13 protein-coding genes are annotated in these 17,816 nt (G+C 30.4%); 8 read left to right on the top strand and 5 right to left on the bottom strand.

Annotated elements, in window-relative coordinates; all coding sequences use genetic code 11:
• Nucleotides 1-89 precede the first annotated feature (89 nt).
• From tfrB to glyS, 5 genes are read left to right on the top strand one after another with little or no spacing between them, the layout of a single operon-like run.
• Nucleotides 90-1,562 carry a fumarate reductase (CoM/CoB) subunit TfrB gene (tfrB, locus tag SM9_RS03035; protein ID WP_058738734.1) on the top strand — a complete coding sequence of 491 codons (1,473 nt, stop codon included), beginning with the start codon at nt 90-92 and terminating at the stop codon, nt 1,560-1,562.
• A 12-nt stretch (nt 1,563-1,574) separates the two neighbouring features.
• Nucleotides 1,575-2,477, top strand: a complete 903-nt coding sequence (locus SM9_RS03030; RefSeq protein WP_058738733.1) for a TrmJ/YjtD family RNA methyltransferase — start codon at nt 1,575-1,577, stop codon at nt 2,475-2,477.
• The gene (locus SM9_RS03025; protein WP_058738732.1) at nt 2,474-3,298 is read left to right on the top strand and encodes a 4Fe-4S binding protein; all 825 of its coding nucleotides are present in this window, start codon (nt 2,474-2,476) and stop codon (nt 3,296-3,298) included. Before SM9_RS03030 ends, SM9_RS03025 begins: the two co-directional genes overlap by 4 nt.
• A gap of 18 nt (nt 3,299-3,316) precedes the next feature.
• Nucleotides 3,317-3,901: a dCTP deaminase gene (gene dcd, locus SM9_RS03020; protein WP_058738731.1), complete on the top strand. Its 585-nt coding sequence runs from the start codon at nt 3,317-3,319 to the stop codon at nt 3,899-3,901.
• A gap of 16 nt (nt 3,902-3,917) precedes the next feature.
• Nucleotides 3,918-5,612 (top strand): glycine--tRNA ligase, encoded by a 1,695-nt coding sequence (gene glyS / locus SM9_RS03015; protein ID WP_058738730.1) that lies wholly within the window; start codon nt 3,918-3,920, stop codon nt 5,610-5,612.
• Nucleotides 5,613-5,616: 4 nt separating this feature from the next.
• Here the strand turns inward: glyS and SM9_RS03010 are convergent, their stop codons facing one another.
• The gene (locus SM9_RS03010; RefSeq protein WP_058738729.1) at nt 5,617-6,423 is read right to left on the bottom strand and encodes a helix-turn-helix transcriptional regulator; all 807 of its coding nucleotides are present in this window, start codon (nt 6,421-6,423) and stop codon (nt 5,617-5,619) included.
• A gap of 189 nt (nt 6,424-6,612) precedes the next feature.
• Here SM9_RS03010 and SM9_RS03005 point away from each other — a divergent pair, with 189 nt between their 5' ends.
• Nucleotides 6,613-7,368: a TatD family hydrolase gene (locus SM9_RS03005; protein WP_058738728.1), complete on the top strand. Its 756-nt coding sequence runs from the start codon at nt 6,613-6,615 to the stop codon at nt 7,366-7,368.
• 312 nt (nt 7,369-7,680) lie between these two features.
• On the opposite strand, the gene SM9_RS03000 is transcribed toward SM9_RS03005, so the two are convergent.
• Nucleotides 7,681-8,136, bottom strand: a complete 456-nt coding sequence (locus SM9_RS03000; protein WP_058738727.1) for a cell division protein SepF — start codon at nt 8,134-8,136, stop codon at nt 7,681-7,683.
• Between the two features lie 6 nt (nt 8,137-8,142).
• On the bottom strand, nt 8,143-9,192 hold the full coding sequence (locus SM9_RS02995; protein ID WP_058740297.1) for a DUF1611 domain-containing protein: 1,050 nt from the start codon (nt 9,190-9,192) through the stop codon (nt 8,143-8,145).
• A gap of 202 nt (nt 9,193-9,394) precedes the next feature.
• Between SM9_RS02995 and SM9_RS02990 the strand changes: the two genes are divergently transcribed.
• Together SM9_RS02990 and SM9_RS02985 are read left to right on the top strand one after the other, a co-directional pair.
• Nucleotides 9,395-10,339 carry a 3H domain-containing protein gene (locus tag SM9_RS02990; protein WP_058738726.1) on the top strand — a complete coding sequence of 315 codons (945 nt, stop codon included), beginning with the start codon at nt 9,395-9,397 and terminating at the stop codon, nt 10,337-10,339.
• Complete coding sequence (locus SM9_RS02985) at nt 10,332-10,922, top strand: ZPR1 zinc finger domain-containing protein (protein ID WP_058738725.1); 591 nt, start codon at nt 10,332-10,334, stop codon at nt 10,920-10,922. Before SM9_RS02990 ends, SM9_RS02985 begins: the two co-directional genes overlap by 8 nt.
• A 22-nt stretch (nt 10,923-10,944) precedes the next feature.
• On the opposite strand, the gene SM9_RS02980 is transcribed toward SM9_RS02985, so the two are convergent.
• Both SM9_RS02980 and SM9_RS02975 read right to left on the bottom strand, forming a co-directional pair.
• On the bottom strand, nt 10,945-11,379 hold the full coding sequence (locus SM9_RS02980; RefSeq protein WP_058738724.1) for a hypothetical protein: 435 nt from the start codon (nt 11,377-11,379) through the stop codon (nt 10,945-10,947).
• 435 nt (nt 11,380-11,814) lie between these two features.
• Nucleotides 11,815-17,472, bottom strand: a complete 5,658-nt coding sequence (locus tag SM9_RS02975) for a DUF11 domain-containing protein (protein WP_058738723.1) — start codon at nt 17,470-17,472, stop codon at nt 11,815-11,817.
• Nucleotides 17,473-17,816: the final 344 nt, after the last annotated feature.

Raw genomic sequence — 17,816 nt, 5'->3', positions numbered from 1 at the left:
TATAATAGATAATATATTATAATAATAAGTTCAAAATATAATATAAATTTATAGTTATTTTGACTAGATTTTATAATGAGGGAGAAATGATGATTAAAGTATATGTCTCCAGGTTCAATAAAGAAAAAGATAGTGAACCGCACATGGAGTGTTATGAAATTGAAAAGACTCCACATATGAAAGTTTTGGACGCTCTTCAGGAAATAAACGATAAGTATGGCGCAGACATTAGTTTCAGAAGTTCCTGTAGGGCAGGACAATGCGGATCATGTGGAATATTATTTAATGGTAATGGTGCACTTGCATGCCAAAGAGAAATAAAAGACAATGCAAGAATTGAACCGTTACGTTTTCCAGTTATCAAGGACTTGATTGTTGATAAAAGTGGAATAGAAAATAAGGTAAAAGATTTACAATTGAATTTGCATTCACAAAATCATGATAAATTAGACAATAATTTAACAAAGGAAAATACCGCTGAAACCAGAAAGGTTAGAAGCTGTATTGAATGTTATTCATGCCTTTCATCATGCCCTGTAGTTAATTTTGCAACTGCAGAGTTTGGCGGACCATACATAATGAGATACATATCAAAATTTGAATCAGACCCTCGTGAAGATTTTAATAGGTTGAAAGAAGGATTAGATGAAGGATTATATAACTGTACCAGCTGTGGAAAATGCTTAGCAGTTTGTCCTAAAAACATCAATACATTTGGTGATGCGATAGAAAAAATGAGAGCCATCGCATGCTCTGAAAACTTAGGTCCATTGCCACAGCATGTTGCATTTAATAACAATGTAAAAGATACCGGCAGATCAGTCAGTTTAGACGGCGAAAGCTTTATTAGTCAAGTTGATAACTACAATGATTCAAAAGTAGCATTATTTACAGGATGTATGCTGGACAATAAAATGCAAAAAATAGGACACAGCCTGCTTAAAGTTCTTGAAGCCAATAACATTAAAATTGATATTCCTGAAGGTCAGGTCTGTTGCGGTTCTCCATTATTAAGAACCGGTCAGACAGAGTTAGTTCAAAGCCTGGTAGATAAGAATAAAGAAGTATTCAAGGATTATGATACTGTCATTACGTTATGTTCAGGTTGCGGATCTACATTAAAAAATAATCATCCTCAATTCGGATCCAAACTCAATGTGATGGATATAAGTGAATTTTTAGTAGATAAGCTTGATACAGACAAAATGAAAGAAGTGAATATGAAGGTTACATACCATGACCCATGTCACCTAGGCAGAGGCCAAGGGATTAAAGACCAACCTAGGGAAATCATAGAGCAAATCCCCGGAGTGGAATTTGAAGAGATGCTTTATCCATGCCAATGCTGTGGTGCAGGCGGTGGAATAAAATCCGGAAGGCCTGAAATTGCAATGGAACTTTCAAAGGCAAAAGCAGATATGATTAAGGACACTGGTGCAGATGCTGTAATAACCATATGTCCATTCTGCCAACGCAACCTTCAAGATGGATTAAATGATATTAATGAAGAAAATGTAAAGACAATGCACATTTTAGAATTATTAGAAAAATCTTATGAATAACTAACAAGGGAGTTGATTAAAATAGGAGATACAGCTGTAAGCGAACAAAAAGTTGTTGAAACAACACCTATAAACTCACCTGAAGAAGAAAAAAAAGCTGAGAAAAAATCAACTTCTACAAAAAAGGCCCAATCAAGAGGTCAGTCTTTAGCAATAAAAGACCTACAGCAGCAGCCCAAAGATGAAGAAAATGAACTGGATTCATTTAAAAGCAACATATACATTGTTTTTGTTGAATGTGAAACTCCAGGAAACATCGGATTTCTTGCAAGAACCATGGCAAACTTCGGATTGAAAAATTTAGTTCTGATAAATCCGCCCACATTGACACCTGAAGCTTATTATCAGGCAACACATGGAAAATACATTGTTGAAAATGCTTTAGTTTATCCGACATTGGATGAATTTTACCAGTCCAAAAGAATTGACTTTAAGATTGCATCTACAGGAGTTGCGGGAGGAAGCTATAATTTATCAAGAATTCCTTTAAAACCTGAACAATTGGCTGAAAATATTAATATCAATAATAAAATAGCAATATTGTTTGGAAGAGAAGGTGATGGTCTTACAAATAAAGAGATAGAAGATTGTGATATATGCGTTTCTATCCCAACAGACCCGACATATCCTATTTTAAACATTTCACATGCAGCTGCAATAATATTATATGAATTATTTAAAAATAAACATGAATATGCAGTTGAAGGGCTTGAAGAAAGTACTGCCCTTGAAAAAGAATATTTAATTAAAGACATGTCGGAACTTATTGAAAAATTAGACATACCTGAGCATAAGAAAAAAAATGGACTAAAAACATTTAAAAATATTGTAAATAGAGCATTCATAACTGGTCGAGAAGCACATACATTAAAAGGCATTTTAAGAAGATTAAAAAATAAACTGGAGGAAACATGAGACGTCCTAGATTCGTTGATTTGAGCAGATTTACTCTCAAATACATATTTAACTGGAGATTTTGGATTGCAGAGATTACAAAAAAATCAAATACTTATAAAAAAGTAGTAGATAAGATGTTATTTGAAGATGATGAAATAGTTGTTGTCCCAAATACCATAAATGTTAATAAAAAGATTGAATCAGAAGGTTCAGAATTCTTACCTACGGAAGTTATTAAAGAAGTAATCAAACGCAACAAAGATATTGTTATTATGAATTCCTGCCTTTGCAGAACATCAAACAAATGTCAAGATTACCCACGAGATATAGGATGCATCTTTATAGGTCCCACATCCAAAAAAATTCCAGAGCATATTGGAAAAAAAGCAACAGTCGAAGAAGCTTTAGCACAGGTTGACCGGGCAGATGCTGCTGGTTTAAGCCATATCATAGGCAGGAACAAAATTGATACCGTTTGGATGAACATACGTCCAGGAAAAGGATTATTAACAATATGTCACTGCTGCCCATGCTGTTGTTTATGGAAAGTATATCCTAATTTAGATAACAGCATAACCGACAAATTAGAAAAACTTGACGGAGTCAGTTTGAAATTTGATGAAAGTAAATGCAAAATGTGCAAAAAATGTTTAAAAGAAAGGTGCATGTTTAATGCTCTAAGCTTAAAAGACGATGAAATATCCATTGATTATGATATCTGTAAAGGCTGCGGTCTTTGTGTTAATTCATGCAAATTTGGAGCTCTTACAATAGAATATACAAATGAAGCTATTGATAATGTAGTTAATAGGATAGATGACTTATTAGAAATTAGATAATACTTACTGTGTGATAAAATGGCTATTTTAAGTGATAAAACTATAAAAGAATATTTAAAGGAGGAAAAAATCGTTATTGACCCTCTTTTAGATGAAAAACAGATACAACCATCTTCTGTCGATATGAGGCTGGGTGATGAATTTAAAGTATTTAAAGTGATTAGAAAAGCATATATTGACCCAAAAGATGAGGAAGACATTGCATCATATATGGAATCAACCACCGTTAAGGAAGGTGAAGCATTTATAATTCACCCCAATGAATTCGCATTGGCAACAACATTAGAGTACGTTAAAGTTCCTGATAACCTTGTAGCCCGTGTTGAAGGTCGTTCCAGCATGGGAAGACTTGGTGTGACGATGCATGTTACCGCAGGTTTTATTGATCCGGGATTTGAAGGTAGAATAACCTTAGAAATATCAAATATAGGAGCAATGCCTGTTGCTTTATATCCTGGCCAAAGAGTATGTCAGATTGTATTTGAAACAATGACAACACCGTCAGAGATACCTTATGGACATCCTTCAAGGAAAAGTAAATACATGGGACAAGTTAGTCCTGAAAGCAGTAGAGTTAAATTAGATTATGAATTAAAAAAATAAATGGAAGTTAATATTTATGAATCATGACAAAATGACAAATATAAGTGCAAAAAGAGGATTTTTATGGCCATCATTTGAAATATATTCTGGAGTTTCAGGATTTACTGACTATGGGCCACTAGGAGCAAGTTTAAAAAATAACATTATGCAAAAATGGAGGAAACAATATGTTTCCGGTGAGGGATTCTATGAAATAGAAGGTCCAACAGTAATGCCAAAAGAAGTTCTCAAGGCATCAGGTCATGTTGATAATTTTACAGACCCTATGACAAAATGTGAAAGCTGTGGAGAAGTTTACAGGGCAGACCATATCATCGAAGAAGCAATCGGACAAGATGTGGAAAGCCTTGAAAACAGCGAAATGGATAAGATTGTAGCTGAAAACAATATCAAATGTCCTGAATGTGGTGGAGATTTGGCAAACATCTGGGATTACAATTTAATGTTTAAAACTGAAATCGGTGCAAAAGGAAATAAAGTAGGTTACATGAGGCCAGAAACCGCACAAGGAATTTTCATTTTATTTAAACGTCTTGAAAGATTTTTTAGAGGAAAACTTCCATTTGGGGCTGTACAATTAGGAAAAGCTTATAGAAATGAGATTTCACCAAGACAAGGTGTCATAAGACTTAGAGAATTCACCCAAGCAGAAGCGGAAATCTTTTTAGACCCGGAAGACAAAACAACACCAAACTTTTCTCAAATTGAAAATGAAATATTAAGATTAAACTCCCAGGAAGTCCAGGAAAATGATTTAGAACCGATAGAAATTACTGCACGTGAAGCACTTGACAAAGGCATTGTTGCTAATGAAATGCTAATTTATCAATTATACTTGGCTCGTAAATTTTTAAATGAAATTGGAATACCAAATGATGCCTTAAGATTCCGCCAACACTTAAAAGGAGAAATGGCTCATTATGCACTTGACTGCTGGGATGTTGAAGTTAAAACCGACAAATATGGATGGGTTGAAATAATCGGAATAGCTGACAGAGGAGACTATGATTTATCATCACACTCCAAATTCAGTAACGATGAATTATACGTATTTAAAGAATATGATGAACCTAAAAAAGTCCAAAAAACTGTAGTAAAACCTAATTTATCCAAATTTGGGCCTGTATTTAAAGGAGATTCACCTAAAGTAAAACAAGCTATTGAAGAAGCAGATCCTCAAGAAATCATTTCTGCACTGGAAAAAGAAGACAAATATGTTATTGAATTAGATAATACCTATGAAGTAACAAAAGATTTGCTTATTATTGAAGAAGTGGAAGAGGATGTGACCGGTGAAAAAATCATACCTCACGTTATCGAACCATCTTTCGGTATTGACCGTATTGTTTATTCTGTTTTATTACATTCATTCAAAGAAAGTGAAGATAAAGACTACTTCAAATTTGCAAAAGCTGTAGCACCAGTTCAAGTTGGAGTATATCCTCTTGTTAAAAAAGACGGACTTCCAGAAATAGCTACAGAACTAAAAAATACTTTAAGAGAAGCAGGATTTACTGTAGAATATGATGAAGGTAACACTATCGGAAAAAGATATGCCAGAGCTGATGAAATAGGTATCCCTCTTGCTGTAACTGTAGACTATGAATCAAAAGATGATAATATGGTTACTGTAAGGGACAGAGATACCGAAGCTCAAGAAAGAATCCCAATAAGTGATTTAAAAGAATATATAGAAAATTATTATAAATGAGTAATCAAATACTCATTTTAATATTCTCTTTTTTAAAATTTTCAAATAACTCATTAGCCCATTTTATACAGTTATCATCAGTCGAAGTTAACAACCTATTTTGATCATAAGCCCCATCATCTTTAAAAAAACCCAGCATCATTTTTTTATCGGTACTTATCAATAATAAATAATCATCTTCTTTAAAATCAAAAAAATTAATTTCCAGGTTATCATCAGAGATATTTAAACTTCTGAATAAAATGTCTTTAATCTCCAAAGGAGATATAATATGAATTTTTTTATCCTTTTTTAATATCTTATTAAAACTATCATTAATTTCACCATATGAAAACGGCAATATTGCATTAACATGATTGGATTTCATAATAGCTTTTTCAATTATATCATATGTCTTATATACACTTAAACCATCTGATTCAACCAAATCAATACTATTTAACTTATATAACTCATAAACAGATTCCAAAGGTAATGAATTAACAATATGGTTTTGTGTAATTTCAGATATTTCATCCAGTAATATAGTTAATTCAGCCAATTTCAGGATATTACCAACATAAATCCTCATAGAATTAGATAACATATAATTATTCTTATTTCTATAAACATGTCCTGAAAGTTCCAACATATGAATCGTATTAGATATAGCACTATAATTAATATTTGTTTTCTGATTAATTTCTTTCATGTTCATTGGAGATTCATATAACTTTTTTAGAATTGTTAACCTGATTAGGGACTTTGGTAAAAATTTTATATCCCTTGAAATAGGTTCATAGTTTTCTATAGTATTTGAAATTTTTTTCATTATATCACCACCAGTAATACTTATTTTATTGTTTATAATAATTTGAATATAAAATCTAAGTAAGTGCGACCGGACACATTTTTGCACTTCCAAAAAATATATAAAGCATATATTTATTCAGGATAATCTTTTAATTGAAAAACAATATACTAATTAAATAAAGTTATCGAAATTATTGAAGTGATTGAAATGATAGACACACATATACATGCCGATGCAAGAACTGGTGAAGATTTTAATGAAATGTATTTATCTGGAATAGATGTTGCAGTAACATGTGCATATTACCCATACAAGATAGATAATGATACGATTCTTTTAAATCATTTAATGAGAATTTTAAACTATGATACAAAAAGAGCAGGTGAACATGGTATTGAACTAAAAGTTGCATTAGGAATACATCCGACAAATACAAATGTTGATGGTGGGTTAATATATGAAAATTTATATAAATGGATTGAAAATAAAGACATTGTTGCCATCGGCGAAATAGGACTTGAAAATCTGACCGAAAAGGAATATGAAATTTTTAAAAAACAACTTGATATTGCACAAGAAACAAAAACAAATGTCATCATCCATACACCACGTAAAAATAAATCTGCTGTTTTGGATGAAATATTGGAAATTCTGCCCCAACATATTTCACCAGAATATGTGGTAATCGATCACATTAACCAAAATGTCATTGAAAAGGCAATTGATACAGATTACACTTTAGGCCTGACTGTACAGCCCCAAAAAATGGATAAATATGAAGCCATTGATATTTTAGATAACTATGGCTTTGATAGATTTTTATTGAATAGCGACATAAGCAACAAACCTTCAGATCCATTATCCGTTCCAAAAACTATTCGAGAACTGACAAGATTAGGATTTAATAAAAAGGAAATTAATAAAATAGCTTTTAAAAATGCAGAAAAGTTTTTTAATTTTTAAAAAAAGAGATAATAATTGGTGTTTAATACCGCTTTTAAACACCAGACATATTTTTTAGAAAAAACCTGACAGATAAATTTTTTCTAAATTTTGAATTAGAAAATTGTGAGAAAACTAATTCAAACGAAATTTAATTTTGGAGATTGTATTATCATCGACTGATAATTAAAAGCAATGTGTTTTAGGTTTGCCTAAATTTACATCACCTAATTATAATGTTGTAAGAAGTAGCATATAAATGTTTTGGTATTTTTTAGGTATGACTAAATTTTAAAAAAATAGGATTATGAATAATGCGTCTGCATTATCCGATTAACTTTTTTTAACTAATTTAACTTTCTTAGGAGAAAGAATAATCAAGTTTTTTTCACTGGTACGGGAAAGCAATAATGCCTGAGCACCATAACGAGTTCTCATCTGCTTAATTTTATCTCCAGCAAGTTTAAAATTAGCAGGACTTTCACTTTCAAGAAAAGACAAATCTAAAATAACAGGATTTTTCTCTTCTATTACCTGATCAACAACATAGTTAATATCATCTATTGTTCTTGGTCTGATTAGAACAATTTCATAATAAGGCTGTTCAGGAATAATAGGTTCTATATCATCAAAATCCGGTCTAGGACTAGTACGGGTATTATTATAATTAGGATTTTGTCTTGGACCACGATTAGGAGAACCATATCCTGGATTACTTCTATATTGCTGTCTAGATTCTTCAGTGATTTCAAAACCTAAACTTTTTTTAATTGTATCCATTAAATTCATAAAAAATTACTCCTCCAAATAATCTAAAATAGCATCCAATAATTTTGAAGCTCCATTATTATAAACATCCTCAACAGGTAAATCATATTTAGATTCGAAGAAGTCGACATCCATATCCAATTCTGCATTTTTTAAATTAATGGATATTCCAACAACTTTAGTTGGTTCAATAGATTCAATAGCTTTAATTTCTTCTTCAATTCCTCTAGGTTCTCTGTATGGATGATTAGGTCTGTGTCCAACAATAACTGCATCAGGAGCAGCACCGATTAAAATAGCTGCAGATAAACCTCTTGGATGAGGGTTTCCTTTTTCAGTTAAACTAGATTGACCTTCAATAAAAATAATATCAGGGTTTTTCTTTTCTTCAACATATTTTATTGCAGATAAAATAGCTGCAGGAACATCCATTGCAGATAAACTACCTGCTCTAAAATTAAAATCAGTCGGTTCTTCAAGTCCCATTTCATCAGTGGAAATTATAGCTGAAGTTAAACCACGTTCAGTTGCAGCAATACCTAACTGTTTTGAAGTAGTTCTTTTACCACATTCCTGGGAAGTACCTCCAACAAAAACAACATGTGCTTTTGGAGTGTAAGAAATTTTAGGTAAAACTTCACAGGATTTTTCGGGAGCAACACCTGCAAATTTTTCAACTACATCCAATCTAGGACTGATTTCTTTTAAAATAACATTTTTTGATTCTGCAAATTTAGCTAATGACGGATTATCTTCTATTGACAATGACCTGAATGAAGTTACCACATTCAATCCAGCATCAATAGCTTGAACAGCATATTTAAGAGCGGTTCCTTCCGCACCAATAGGCAACATTATAACAATAGATTTTGCATCATTTTCTTCCAAACATCCTTCTAAACTGTTCGAAATAATATGTCCGCAATACTGTTTACCCTGTTTTCTTTCATCATCATCAATGAATCCAACTGTTTCAATTCCCTCAAGATTAGAGAATTTTTCTCCTCCACCACCGCATCCAACAACGATGAAAGGATTTAAATCTTGAATTTCTTTAACTGAATCTACTGAATACAAAACCATCTCTCCTTATAACTTATAATATCTCATAATAATAAAAATAATCTTGAAAATTTTTTTACAAAAAATTGTTTCAAAAAAATTATATATTAATTATAATTATTATAGTTTCTAATATTAAAATATATGTTTTGAATAGAAAAAACTTTTTAATATAATATATATAAATTATACAAAAAGACAATATGGAGAATGGAACATGAGAAAACCTTATGTTATATTAATTGGAAGTGCATCAGGGATTGGAAAATCAACAATTGCTTCACAACTAGCTAAACAGTTAAATATAAAACATTTAATTGAAAGTGATTTTATAAGAGCTGTCGTAAGAGGAATTATAGGAAAGGAATATGCACCAGCATTACACAGCTCATCATATGATGCATATAAAAATTTAAGAAACAAGGCTAATTTTAAAAGTTATGATGATTTGGTTTCAGCAGGCTTTGATGAGCATGCATCGTATGTAATTCCAGGGCTTGAAAAAATAATTCAACGTGCTATTACTGATTTTGATGACATAATTATTGAGGGTGTTCATTTGGTTCCTGGCTTAATTGACATTGAACAGTTTAAGGACTTTGCTGAAATATATTTCTTTGTTTTAAGTTCTGATGAGGAATCTCATAAAGAGCGATTTGTTAAAAGAGCAATTCAAATACACAGAGGCGGAAAGCAACTTGATTTCTTTACTGAAAATAGGATTATCCATAATCACTTATTGAGTGAAGCAGAAAAGAATAATGTTTCAATAATAAAAACGGAAAGCATTGATAAAAGTGTAGAACAGATTTTAACGATTATCAATAAGTCATGTACCAACATCAAACTAACAAATAATGTTGAAGAACTTCCGGAAGTTATTGATATTATTATAAACAACAATAACGGAAGCATAGAAAAAATCATCTATAGTTTAAAAGGGTTTAAAGATCCTCTTGTAAGAGACGTTAAAGTTTCAGACTATGATTCCGCAAAAAGATTTATTGACAATATCAAAAAGAATCCAAATGTGAAAGATGATTTGAACAATTTATATAATATTTCAAAATATAGGGAATTCACAATTTGTGCAGCCAATAATGAAATAATAGAAAAGATTAAAAAAGAATTGACAGATAAAGGATTTGTTTATAATGAGTGAAGAAGAAACAACAGAAATTAATGAAATGGTTATTAAATGCCCCGCATGTAATGTTGATGGAATAGCAAAATCAATAATGAAAGAAATTGAAATTCCTCATTTTGGAAAAGTTCTTGAAACAACAATACAATGTAAAAAATGCGGATTTAAACATAGCGATGTCATAGCACTGGAACACAATGACCCTGCAAAATATACATTAAAAATTTCTAAAGAAACATTATCCATCAGAGTTGTACGTTCTCAATCTGCCACCGTTACAATTCCTGAAATCGGGGTTAAAGTGGAACCTGGCCCAAAATCCGAAGGATATGTAACAAATGTTGAAGGGATGCTTACAAGATTCGAAGGTGCTGTAAAAAAAGCATTGCAATTATTTGAAGATGAACAATCACAGGCAAATGCCAAAAAAACACTTGCTGAAATACAGGAGTTAATAAAAGGTAATGGAACTGCAACTTTGATTATTGATGATCCTTTTGGTCAAAGCAATATTGTCAGTGATGATGTTGTAATATCTGAAATTCCTGAAGATGAACTAAAAGAATTAAAAACAGGGTTTTCCCATATTGAAGATAGGTAAAAAAATAAGTAATGGAAGAAAATTATTCTTCTTCCTCTTCTTCAACATCAGCTGAAAAAGTAGCGAAAGTGTCTTCTTCGACAACATCTTTTAATTTTAATGTTTTTTGAACATCCATTGCTAATGCATTACAATCAGCTTTAATAGCTTCCAAGTGTAATAAAATTCTTTCTTTTTCTTGGTTGATTCTTTCAATATTAGTATATGGGTAAGTTGATTCCTTAAGCATTTCATATTCAATTGTGGTATATGGATAATCGTTTAATTGTTTACATACATTTTTTAAAACTTCGCCTAAGAATTTATTCATTTCAACTTTTACTCTTTCCCTAATCATTTTGTCGTCATCAAGATTTTCTTTCATTAAACGAACAACTTCAGCTTTAGCAAAAGGTAATTTTTCTTCGTCTTCTTCAATGTAGTCTTCAGTTTGTTGTTGAATTTCTTCTTCTGACATAATAATTCACTTCATATTTTTTATAAAAAAATATTGTGCAAATAATCAAGTTTACAAAAAACTTACCATTACATCAATATCAATTATTATTTTTATTCAAACTCTTATATAAACATATGCATAATTTTACATTCATGAATAATTATTATAATAGAAATCGATGCATCCATTAAAATAATTAATTGGAAAATCAATAATTTTAGTACTTTGAAAATTTGTAAAAATCGATTAACAAAAATTAAAAATACACACATGAAAGTTATTTTAAATTACCTTTTCTTTGAAATATCACAAGGGGCAAAGAAAAATCAAAAAAAGTATCCAAAATAAAATTTAATTAGTATACATCCATATTTTTAGAAATAATCAATTAAAAATAATAAATTTTAAAAAATAAAATAAAAAATAAAAGAAGTAGCATAAAAAGCTACTTCATTACCTTTTTCTTGAAATATTGGATGTACAAATTCCAATAGAAATCAATGCAATAGCAAACAATAAACCGATTGGCATACCAGTGCTTTTCATTTCAATTCCTGCTTTTGCAATCATACTTAAATCTTTTTCTAAAGAATTATGATTACTGAATCTTGAATAAAGACCTGGATTAAAGACAGAATTTGGATCAATAATCTTTTTAATAATTTCAACAATACATTCAGCATAATTATTTTTTAAATTATTGTCAAAAGTATCTGAAATTACTGAAACTTTATTATTGACCAAACCATCTCCAGTAGCAATTGCATTAATATTCAGATATGTTTTTTCTCCATTAGCCAATGAGTTAATATGCCAAATTTGATTAACATCATCATAATATCCTGAAGCAGCGAAAACTGATTTTAGTATTAATGAATCATCCATAAATTCTTTGACTGAAATATTTTCGGCAACACTTGGACCATTATTAAGAATTTCAATTGTATAATTAATCAAATCATTGACAAAATATTGTGCTTTTGATACTGTTTTTGTAATAGCCAAATCAGCAGCAGGAGGGACTACAACAGTTTTTTCTCCCTTATCATTTGTTGAGTTATAATCATATTGATCACCTTTGACAACTGCAACATTAGTTAATTCACCAACTTTATCACAACGTGTAATGATTGTTAATTCTTTTGATTGGCCAGAAGCAATGTTTCCAACATACCATGTTCCAGTAGTTGAATATGTACCATCACCCTGTGCACTAACGAAGGTTAAACCTTCAGGCAATTTATCCATTACTACAACACGTGTCGCTTCATTTGGACCGTTATTCTTAACAATCAATGTCCATTTAACTAAATTTGTATAATTGACTACACTTTGATTAACCAATTTGGTTATTTCTAAATCAGCAGCAGGAGGTACTGTTATTTCAGATTCATCTTTATTGTTATCTGGATTATAGTCATATTCTTTTGCATTTGCTGAAACAATATTTTTAATATTTCCTATGGATTTTACCCTAGTAACAATATCTAAACTTTGAGTTTCACCAACTTCAAGACAGCAGAATTTCCAAAATCCATCAGCATAATATCCTTTAGTTGAATTATATCCAACAAATTCTAATCCTTTAGGTAAAATATCTGCAATTTCAATTACATTTGCTTTATCAGGACCATTATTCCTAACAGTCACAGTCCATTTAACCAAATCATTGTAATTTGGAGAGGAATTATTTACATTTTTAGTAATTTGTAAATCTATAGCAGGATAAACGTTTATGGATTTATTTGCCAAATTATTGGAAGTATTATGATCATATTCATTACCTATGACATTAACAACATTTGTGAAATTACCTGTTTTGAGAATTTTTGTTATTATTTCAAGGTAAACATTCTCACCAGCATTTAAATCGCCGATAGTCCAAATTCCATTTATGTAAAATCCTTTACTCAATTTTGATTTTACCAATTCAAAAGAATCATCCAATGTTTCATTGACTTTAACACCAGTAGCTTTGTCTGGACCATTATTTTTTACAATAATTATCCATTTAACGGTATCATTATATAATGGATTTTCATTGCTGACAATTTTTTGAATTTCTAAATCTGCTGAAGGCAAAACGTCAATAGATGCATTATCATAATTGTTAGATTTATTAAAATCATATTCATTTCCAGTAATATTAGCATTATTAATCAATAAACCTGTTTTATTAATTAAAGTAGTGATTTCCAATATTTTTGATGAAAATGCATTTAGATTTCCAATAAACCATTTGCCATTTGTATAATTGGCATTGCTGCTTATTATTACCAAACCTTGAGGTAAAATATCTTCAACCAAAACACCAGTTGCATTGTCCGGACCATTATTATTGACAATGATTGTCCATCTAACCAGTTTATGGTAATTTGGAGAAGAATCATTAACGGATTTAATAACTTCTAAATCACAGGCTTTTGGAACATCTATAATTTTATTATTTTCATTATTTGTCTTGTTAATATCGTACTCATTTCCACTGACATTTACAATATTGTTAATTGAACCAGTTTTATCCACCTTAGAAATAATTGTTAATGTAACAGTCTTGCCATTATCTAAATTACCAATAGTCCAAACACCATTAGCATAACTACCAACTGAAGCAGAAGAAGACTGATAAACCAAACCCTCAGGTAAAACATCACTCACATTAACACCACTAGCCATATCAGGACCATTATTCCTAACAGTCAAAGTCCACTTAACCAAATCACCATAATTAGGCCTTGTTTCATTAACTGATTTTATAACAGACAAATCAGCAGCCTTAGCAACATTAATACCTTTTGATGCATTATTATTTTTAGGATTATAATCATATTCCCTACCAACTACAGAAACTTTATTAGTTAAACTACCAGTTTTATTAACCAAAGTAACAACTTCAAAGCTCTGAGACTTACCGGAATCCAAAGATCCAATAACCCATTTGCCATCAACAAAATTACCAGTAGCACTTTTAATAACCAAACCAGCAGGCAAAACATCAGTTAAAACAACATCACTAGCAACATCAGGACCATTATTCCTAACAGTCACAGTCCACTTAACCAAATCACCATAATTAGGAGCACCATTATTCACAGTTTTAATAACCTCCAAATCAGCAGCCTTAGCAACATTAACAGAAGCATCACCCCTATTATTAGTCAAATCAATATCAAACTCATTACCAGAAACAGAAGCAACATTCTTAATCAAACCAGTTTTATTAATTTTACAAACAATAGACAAAGTAACAGTCTTGCCATTATCCAAATTACCAATACTCCAAACACCATTAGCATAACTACCAACTGAAGCAGAAGAAGACTGATAAACCAAACCTACAGGTAAAACATCACCCACATTAACACCACTAGCCGCATCAGGACCATTATTCCTAACAGTCAAAGTCCACTTAACCAAATCACCATAATTAGGCCTTGTTTCATTAACTGATTTTATAACAGACAAATCAGCAGCCCTATCAACATTTATAGTTTTAGATACCTTATTATTAGCTAAGTTATAGTCATATTCCTTACCAGAAACAGTAGCAGTATTTTCAATATTGCCCGTTGCAATTACAGAAGTTATAATTTCCAAACTTTTAGATTGACCTAGATTTAACGTGCCAACAGACCATTTGGAATCAGCATAATTTCCATTTGAACTTTTAAATAGTAAACCCATAGGTAAAACATCACTAACAACTACATCATGAGCAATATCAGGACCATTATTCCTAACAGTCAAAGTCCACTTAACCAAATCACCATATTTCGGATTAGATACATTAGCAATTTTAGCAATTGATAAATCTATTGCTTTAGGAACTGTTATTTTCTGTGAATCCTGATTATTTGTTGTATTCCAATCAAATTCCTTAGCATCAACTGTTGCTTTATTTGTAATATCACCTGTTTTATTAATTAAAGTTGTTATTTTAATGGTTGCAGTTTTACCTTTAGCTAAATTACCAATATTCCAAACTCCATTAGCATAATTACCAACAGAAGCAGAAGAAGACTGATAAATCAAACCATCCGGCAAAACATCATTTACTTTAACATTGGATGCATCACTTGGACCATTATTTACTACGTTTATTGTCCAAACCACCTGATCTCGATAATTGAATTCTGAATATTGGGTGTTTTTACTTACTGAAACATCAATTTTTGGATTAACAACAAATGTTGTTTGATTTACAATAGCTTTATAGTAATTATCTTCAAAATGCATTGCAGTAACTGTATATGTTCCAACTTTTAAATTATTTAATTTAGTTGTGATTTCACCAAGATAATTTGACTTTAATGTATTATTAAAAACAACAGTCCCGTCTGAGTGTTTGACTGTTAAAAGCACATCAATATTATATTCACGAGCATCCTGATATAATTGACCACTATTTGTTGCTCCCAAAACAGGAATTTCACCATTGACAACAATATATTTATTAGAGGCCGCATTATAAATTGAATTTGAAACAGCCAAATTATCATAATCCGCAATATTGTTTCCACCATAAATTATCGCACCAACATCCACATTTTCTCCATAATAAATATCATTTGCATAAATAGGAAGTGCATAAACCCATGCCTGATTTTTAAACATTACATTATTTGTTATTTTTAAATTTTTACCTGAGTTATCATAATAAATTGCACTACCATTTCTTGCCACATTATATTCAAATTTATTATTATTCACAGTATCGGAACTACTATTAATATAAATAGCTCCACCCAATCCATCATTTTTAACTTTTGGATTAGCAATCGCGGTATTATATGTAAAATTTGAATTTTGGACATTTGTAGATTCACCATTTATGAATATTGCACCACCATTATTTTCAGCACTATTATGATTAAAATTTGAGTCCACAACATCAATTATTTTCGTTTCTACAAATACTGCACCACCATCAATAGATGCATAATTTTTATCAAAGTTACAATCATCAATAGTTACACTGTTACCGGTTAATCTTACAGCACCACCATAAGGAGCACTATTGGAATTGAAGTCACAGTCAATGATTTTAAGGTTTATTGATTTAACACCCTCCATATTAGAAATTGCTCCTCCATAATCATTTGCAGTGTTTGAATTGAAAGTACAGTTTTTAATTGTACCTGAAAAATGAGCGGTTAATGCTCCTCCAAAATCTGCAGAATTTCTTTCAAACAAACAATTTTCATATGTTACACCATCCCTTAAACAGCTTGCTCCGCCATGAGATAATTTAGTTCCAGTTATGGAAATTGCTTTATTGTTAATAAATTTACAATCTTTAATTATTGAATTTGTAATATATTCTTCTTTTCCAACTTGTATTGCACCTCCATAAACGCTTCCACCATTTCTGTTATAAACTGAATTTGATTCAAATAAACAATTCAATATCCTTGTATTATAACCATAAGCACCAATAGCTCCAGCAGTAATTTCTGCCCTATTATTTTTAAATTGAGAATTTTTTATTAAAAGATTACGTCCAAAATCAGGGTTATTTTCAATATTATACTCTGTATAAATTGAACCACCACCCCGTGAAGCATAATTATCCTGGAATAGACAATTATCTATCGTTACATCTTTTGCAAGAATCCTTATAGCCCCTCCATACAAACCATTTCCATTTTTAAATACCAGATTTGAAAATGAAGAGCCAGATCCACCATTTTCAACAATAAAAATACTTGATAAATTTTTTCCATTTAAAATACCATTAGATGTTGAAGTAAAAGTTATATTTTTATAAATAATAATATGTGATTCCGCTTTATTGGTTGTGAATTCACCATTTAAAACAAGCGTATCCCCATCATTTAAATTAGAATTTATAGCTTCCTGAATATCTGAAAATTTACCATTATTTAAAGTTATTGTATTTGCTTGTGAAAGCATATCTTGCTGAGAATTTTCTAGTTTATCTTTATCAATTGCATTTATACCACTGTTTGCTTCAATACCTAATGTATCACCACAAGATACAACATCATTTAAATCTATTGCATTAACTGTATTAACTGCAAACAGAATTAAAGAAATGAAGCATATGGCAATTAAAAAATTTTTGCTAATAGCTATCTTATTTTTAAACATATTTTGTCTCCTTTTGAGGAAATTGATAACCACCATTAATTAACAAAAAGCTATTAATAAGCAATTAACCTTTTTATTTTAACATAAATTCCGAAAATAATTATCTGAATCTAAAATTTATGCAAAATATAATGAATCAAAAGCTGACTATCTATGTAGCCAGCTTACACCTCATAATTTAGGACAAATATAAGATTATAATTCATCAATTTTGTACAATTTTTCAATATGATAAAAATTTTATCAAAATTTTATAATATTGTACTAAAATAAAAGATAATCTTTATAAATCCTCTAAATCTAATTAATCTGCTTTAATATTTATATTTTTGGTTAAAACTGAA

Origin of the sequence: Methanobrevibacter millerae (assembly GCF_001477655.1) — an archaeon.
Lineage (GTDB): Archaea > Methanobacteriota > Methanobacteria > Methanobacteriales > Methanobacteriaceae > Methanocatella > Methanocatella millerae_A.
Note: the sequence above shows the minus strand (reverse complement) of the source record. Positions and strands in the feature narration are given on the sequence as shown.

Bases quoted from the DNA above. Each gene is read 5' to 3' on its own strand.
- tfrB (WP_058738734.1), top strand. From the start codon at position 90: ATGATTAAAGTATATGTCTCCAGGTTCAATAAAGAAAAAGATAGTGAA.
- SM9_RS03025 (WP_058738732.1), top strand. From the start codon at position 2,474: ATGAGACGTCCTAGATTCGTTGATTTGAGCAGATTTACTCTCAAATAC.
- dcd (WP_058738731.1), top strand. From the start codon at position 3,317: ATGGCTATTTTAAGTGATAAAACTATAAAAGAATATTTAAAGGAGGAA.
- glyS (WP_058738730.1), top strand. From the start codon at position 3,918: ATGAATCATGACAAAATGACAAATATAAGTGCAAAAAGAGGATTTTTA.
- SM9_RS03010 (WP_058738729.1), bottom strand. From the start codon at position 6,423: ATGAAAAAAATTTCAAATACTATAGAAAACTATGAACCTATTTCAAGG.
- SM9_RS03005 (WP_058738728.1), top strand. From the start codon at position 6,613: ATGATAGACACACATATACATGCCGATGCAAGAACTGGTGAAGATTTT.
- SM9_RS03000 (WP_058738727.1), bottom strand. From the start codon at position 8,136: ATGAATTTAATGGATACAATTAAAAAAAGTTTAGGTTTTGAAATCACT.
- SM9_RS02990 (WP_058738726.1), top strand. From the start codon at position 9,395: ATGAGAAAACCTTATGTTATATTAATTGGAAGTGCATCAGGGATTGGA.
- SM9_RS02985 (WP_058738725.1), top strand. From the start codon at position 10,332: ATGAGTGAAGAAGAAACAACAGAAATTAATGAAATGGTTATTAAATGC.
- SM9_RS02980 (WP_058738724.1), bottom strand. From the start codon at position 11,379: ATGTCAGAAGAAGAAATTCAACAACAAACTGAAGACTACATTGAAGAA.
- SM9_RS02975 (WP_058738723.1), bottom strand. From the start codon at position 17,472: ATGTTTAAAAATAAGATAGCTATTAGCAAAAATTTTTTAATTGCCATA.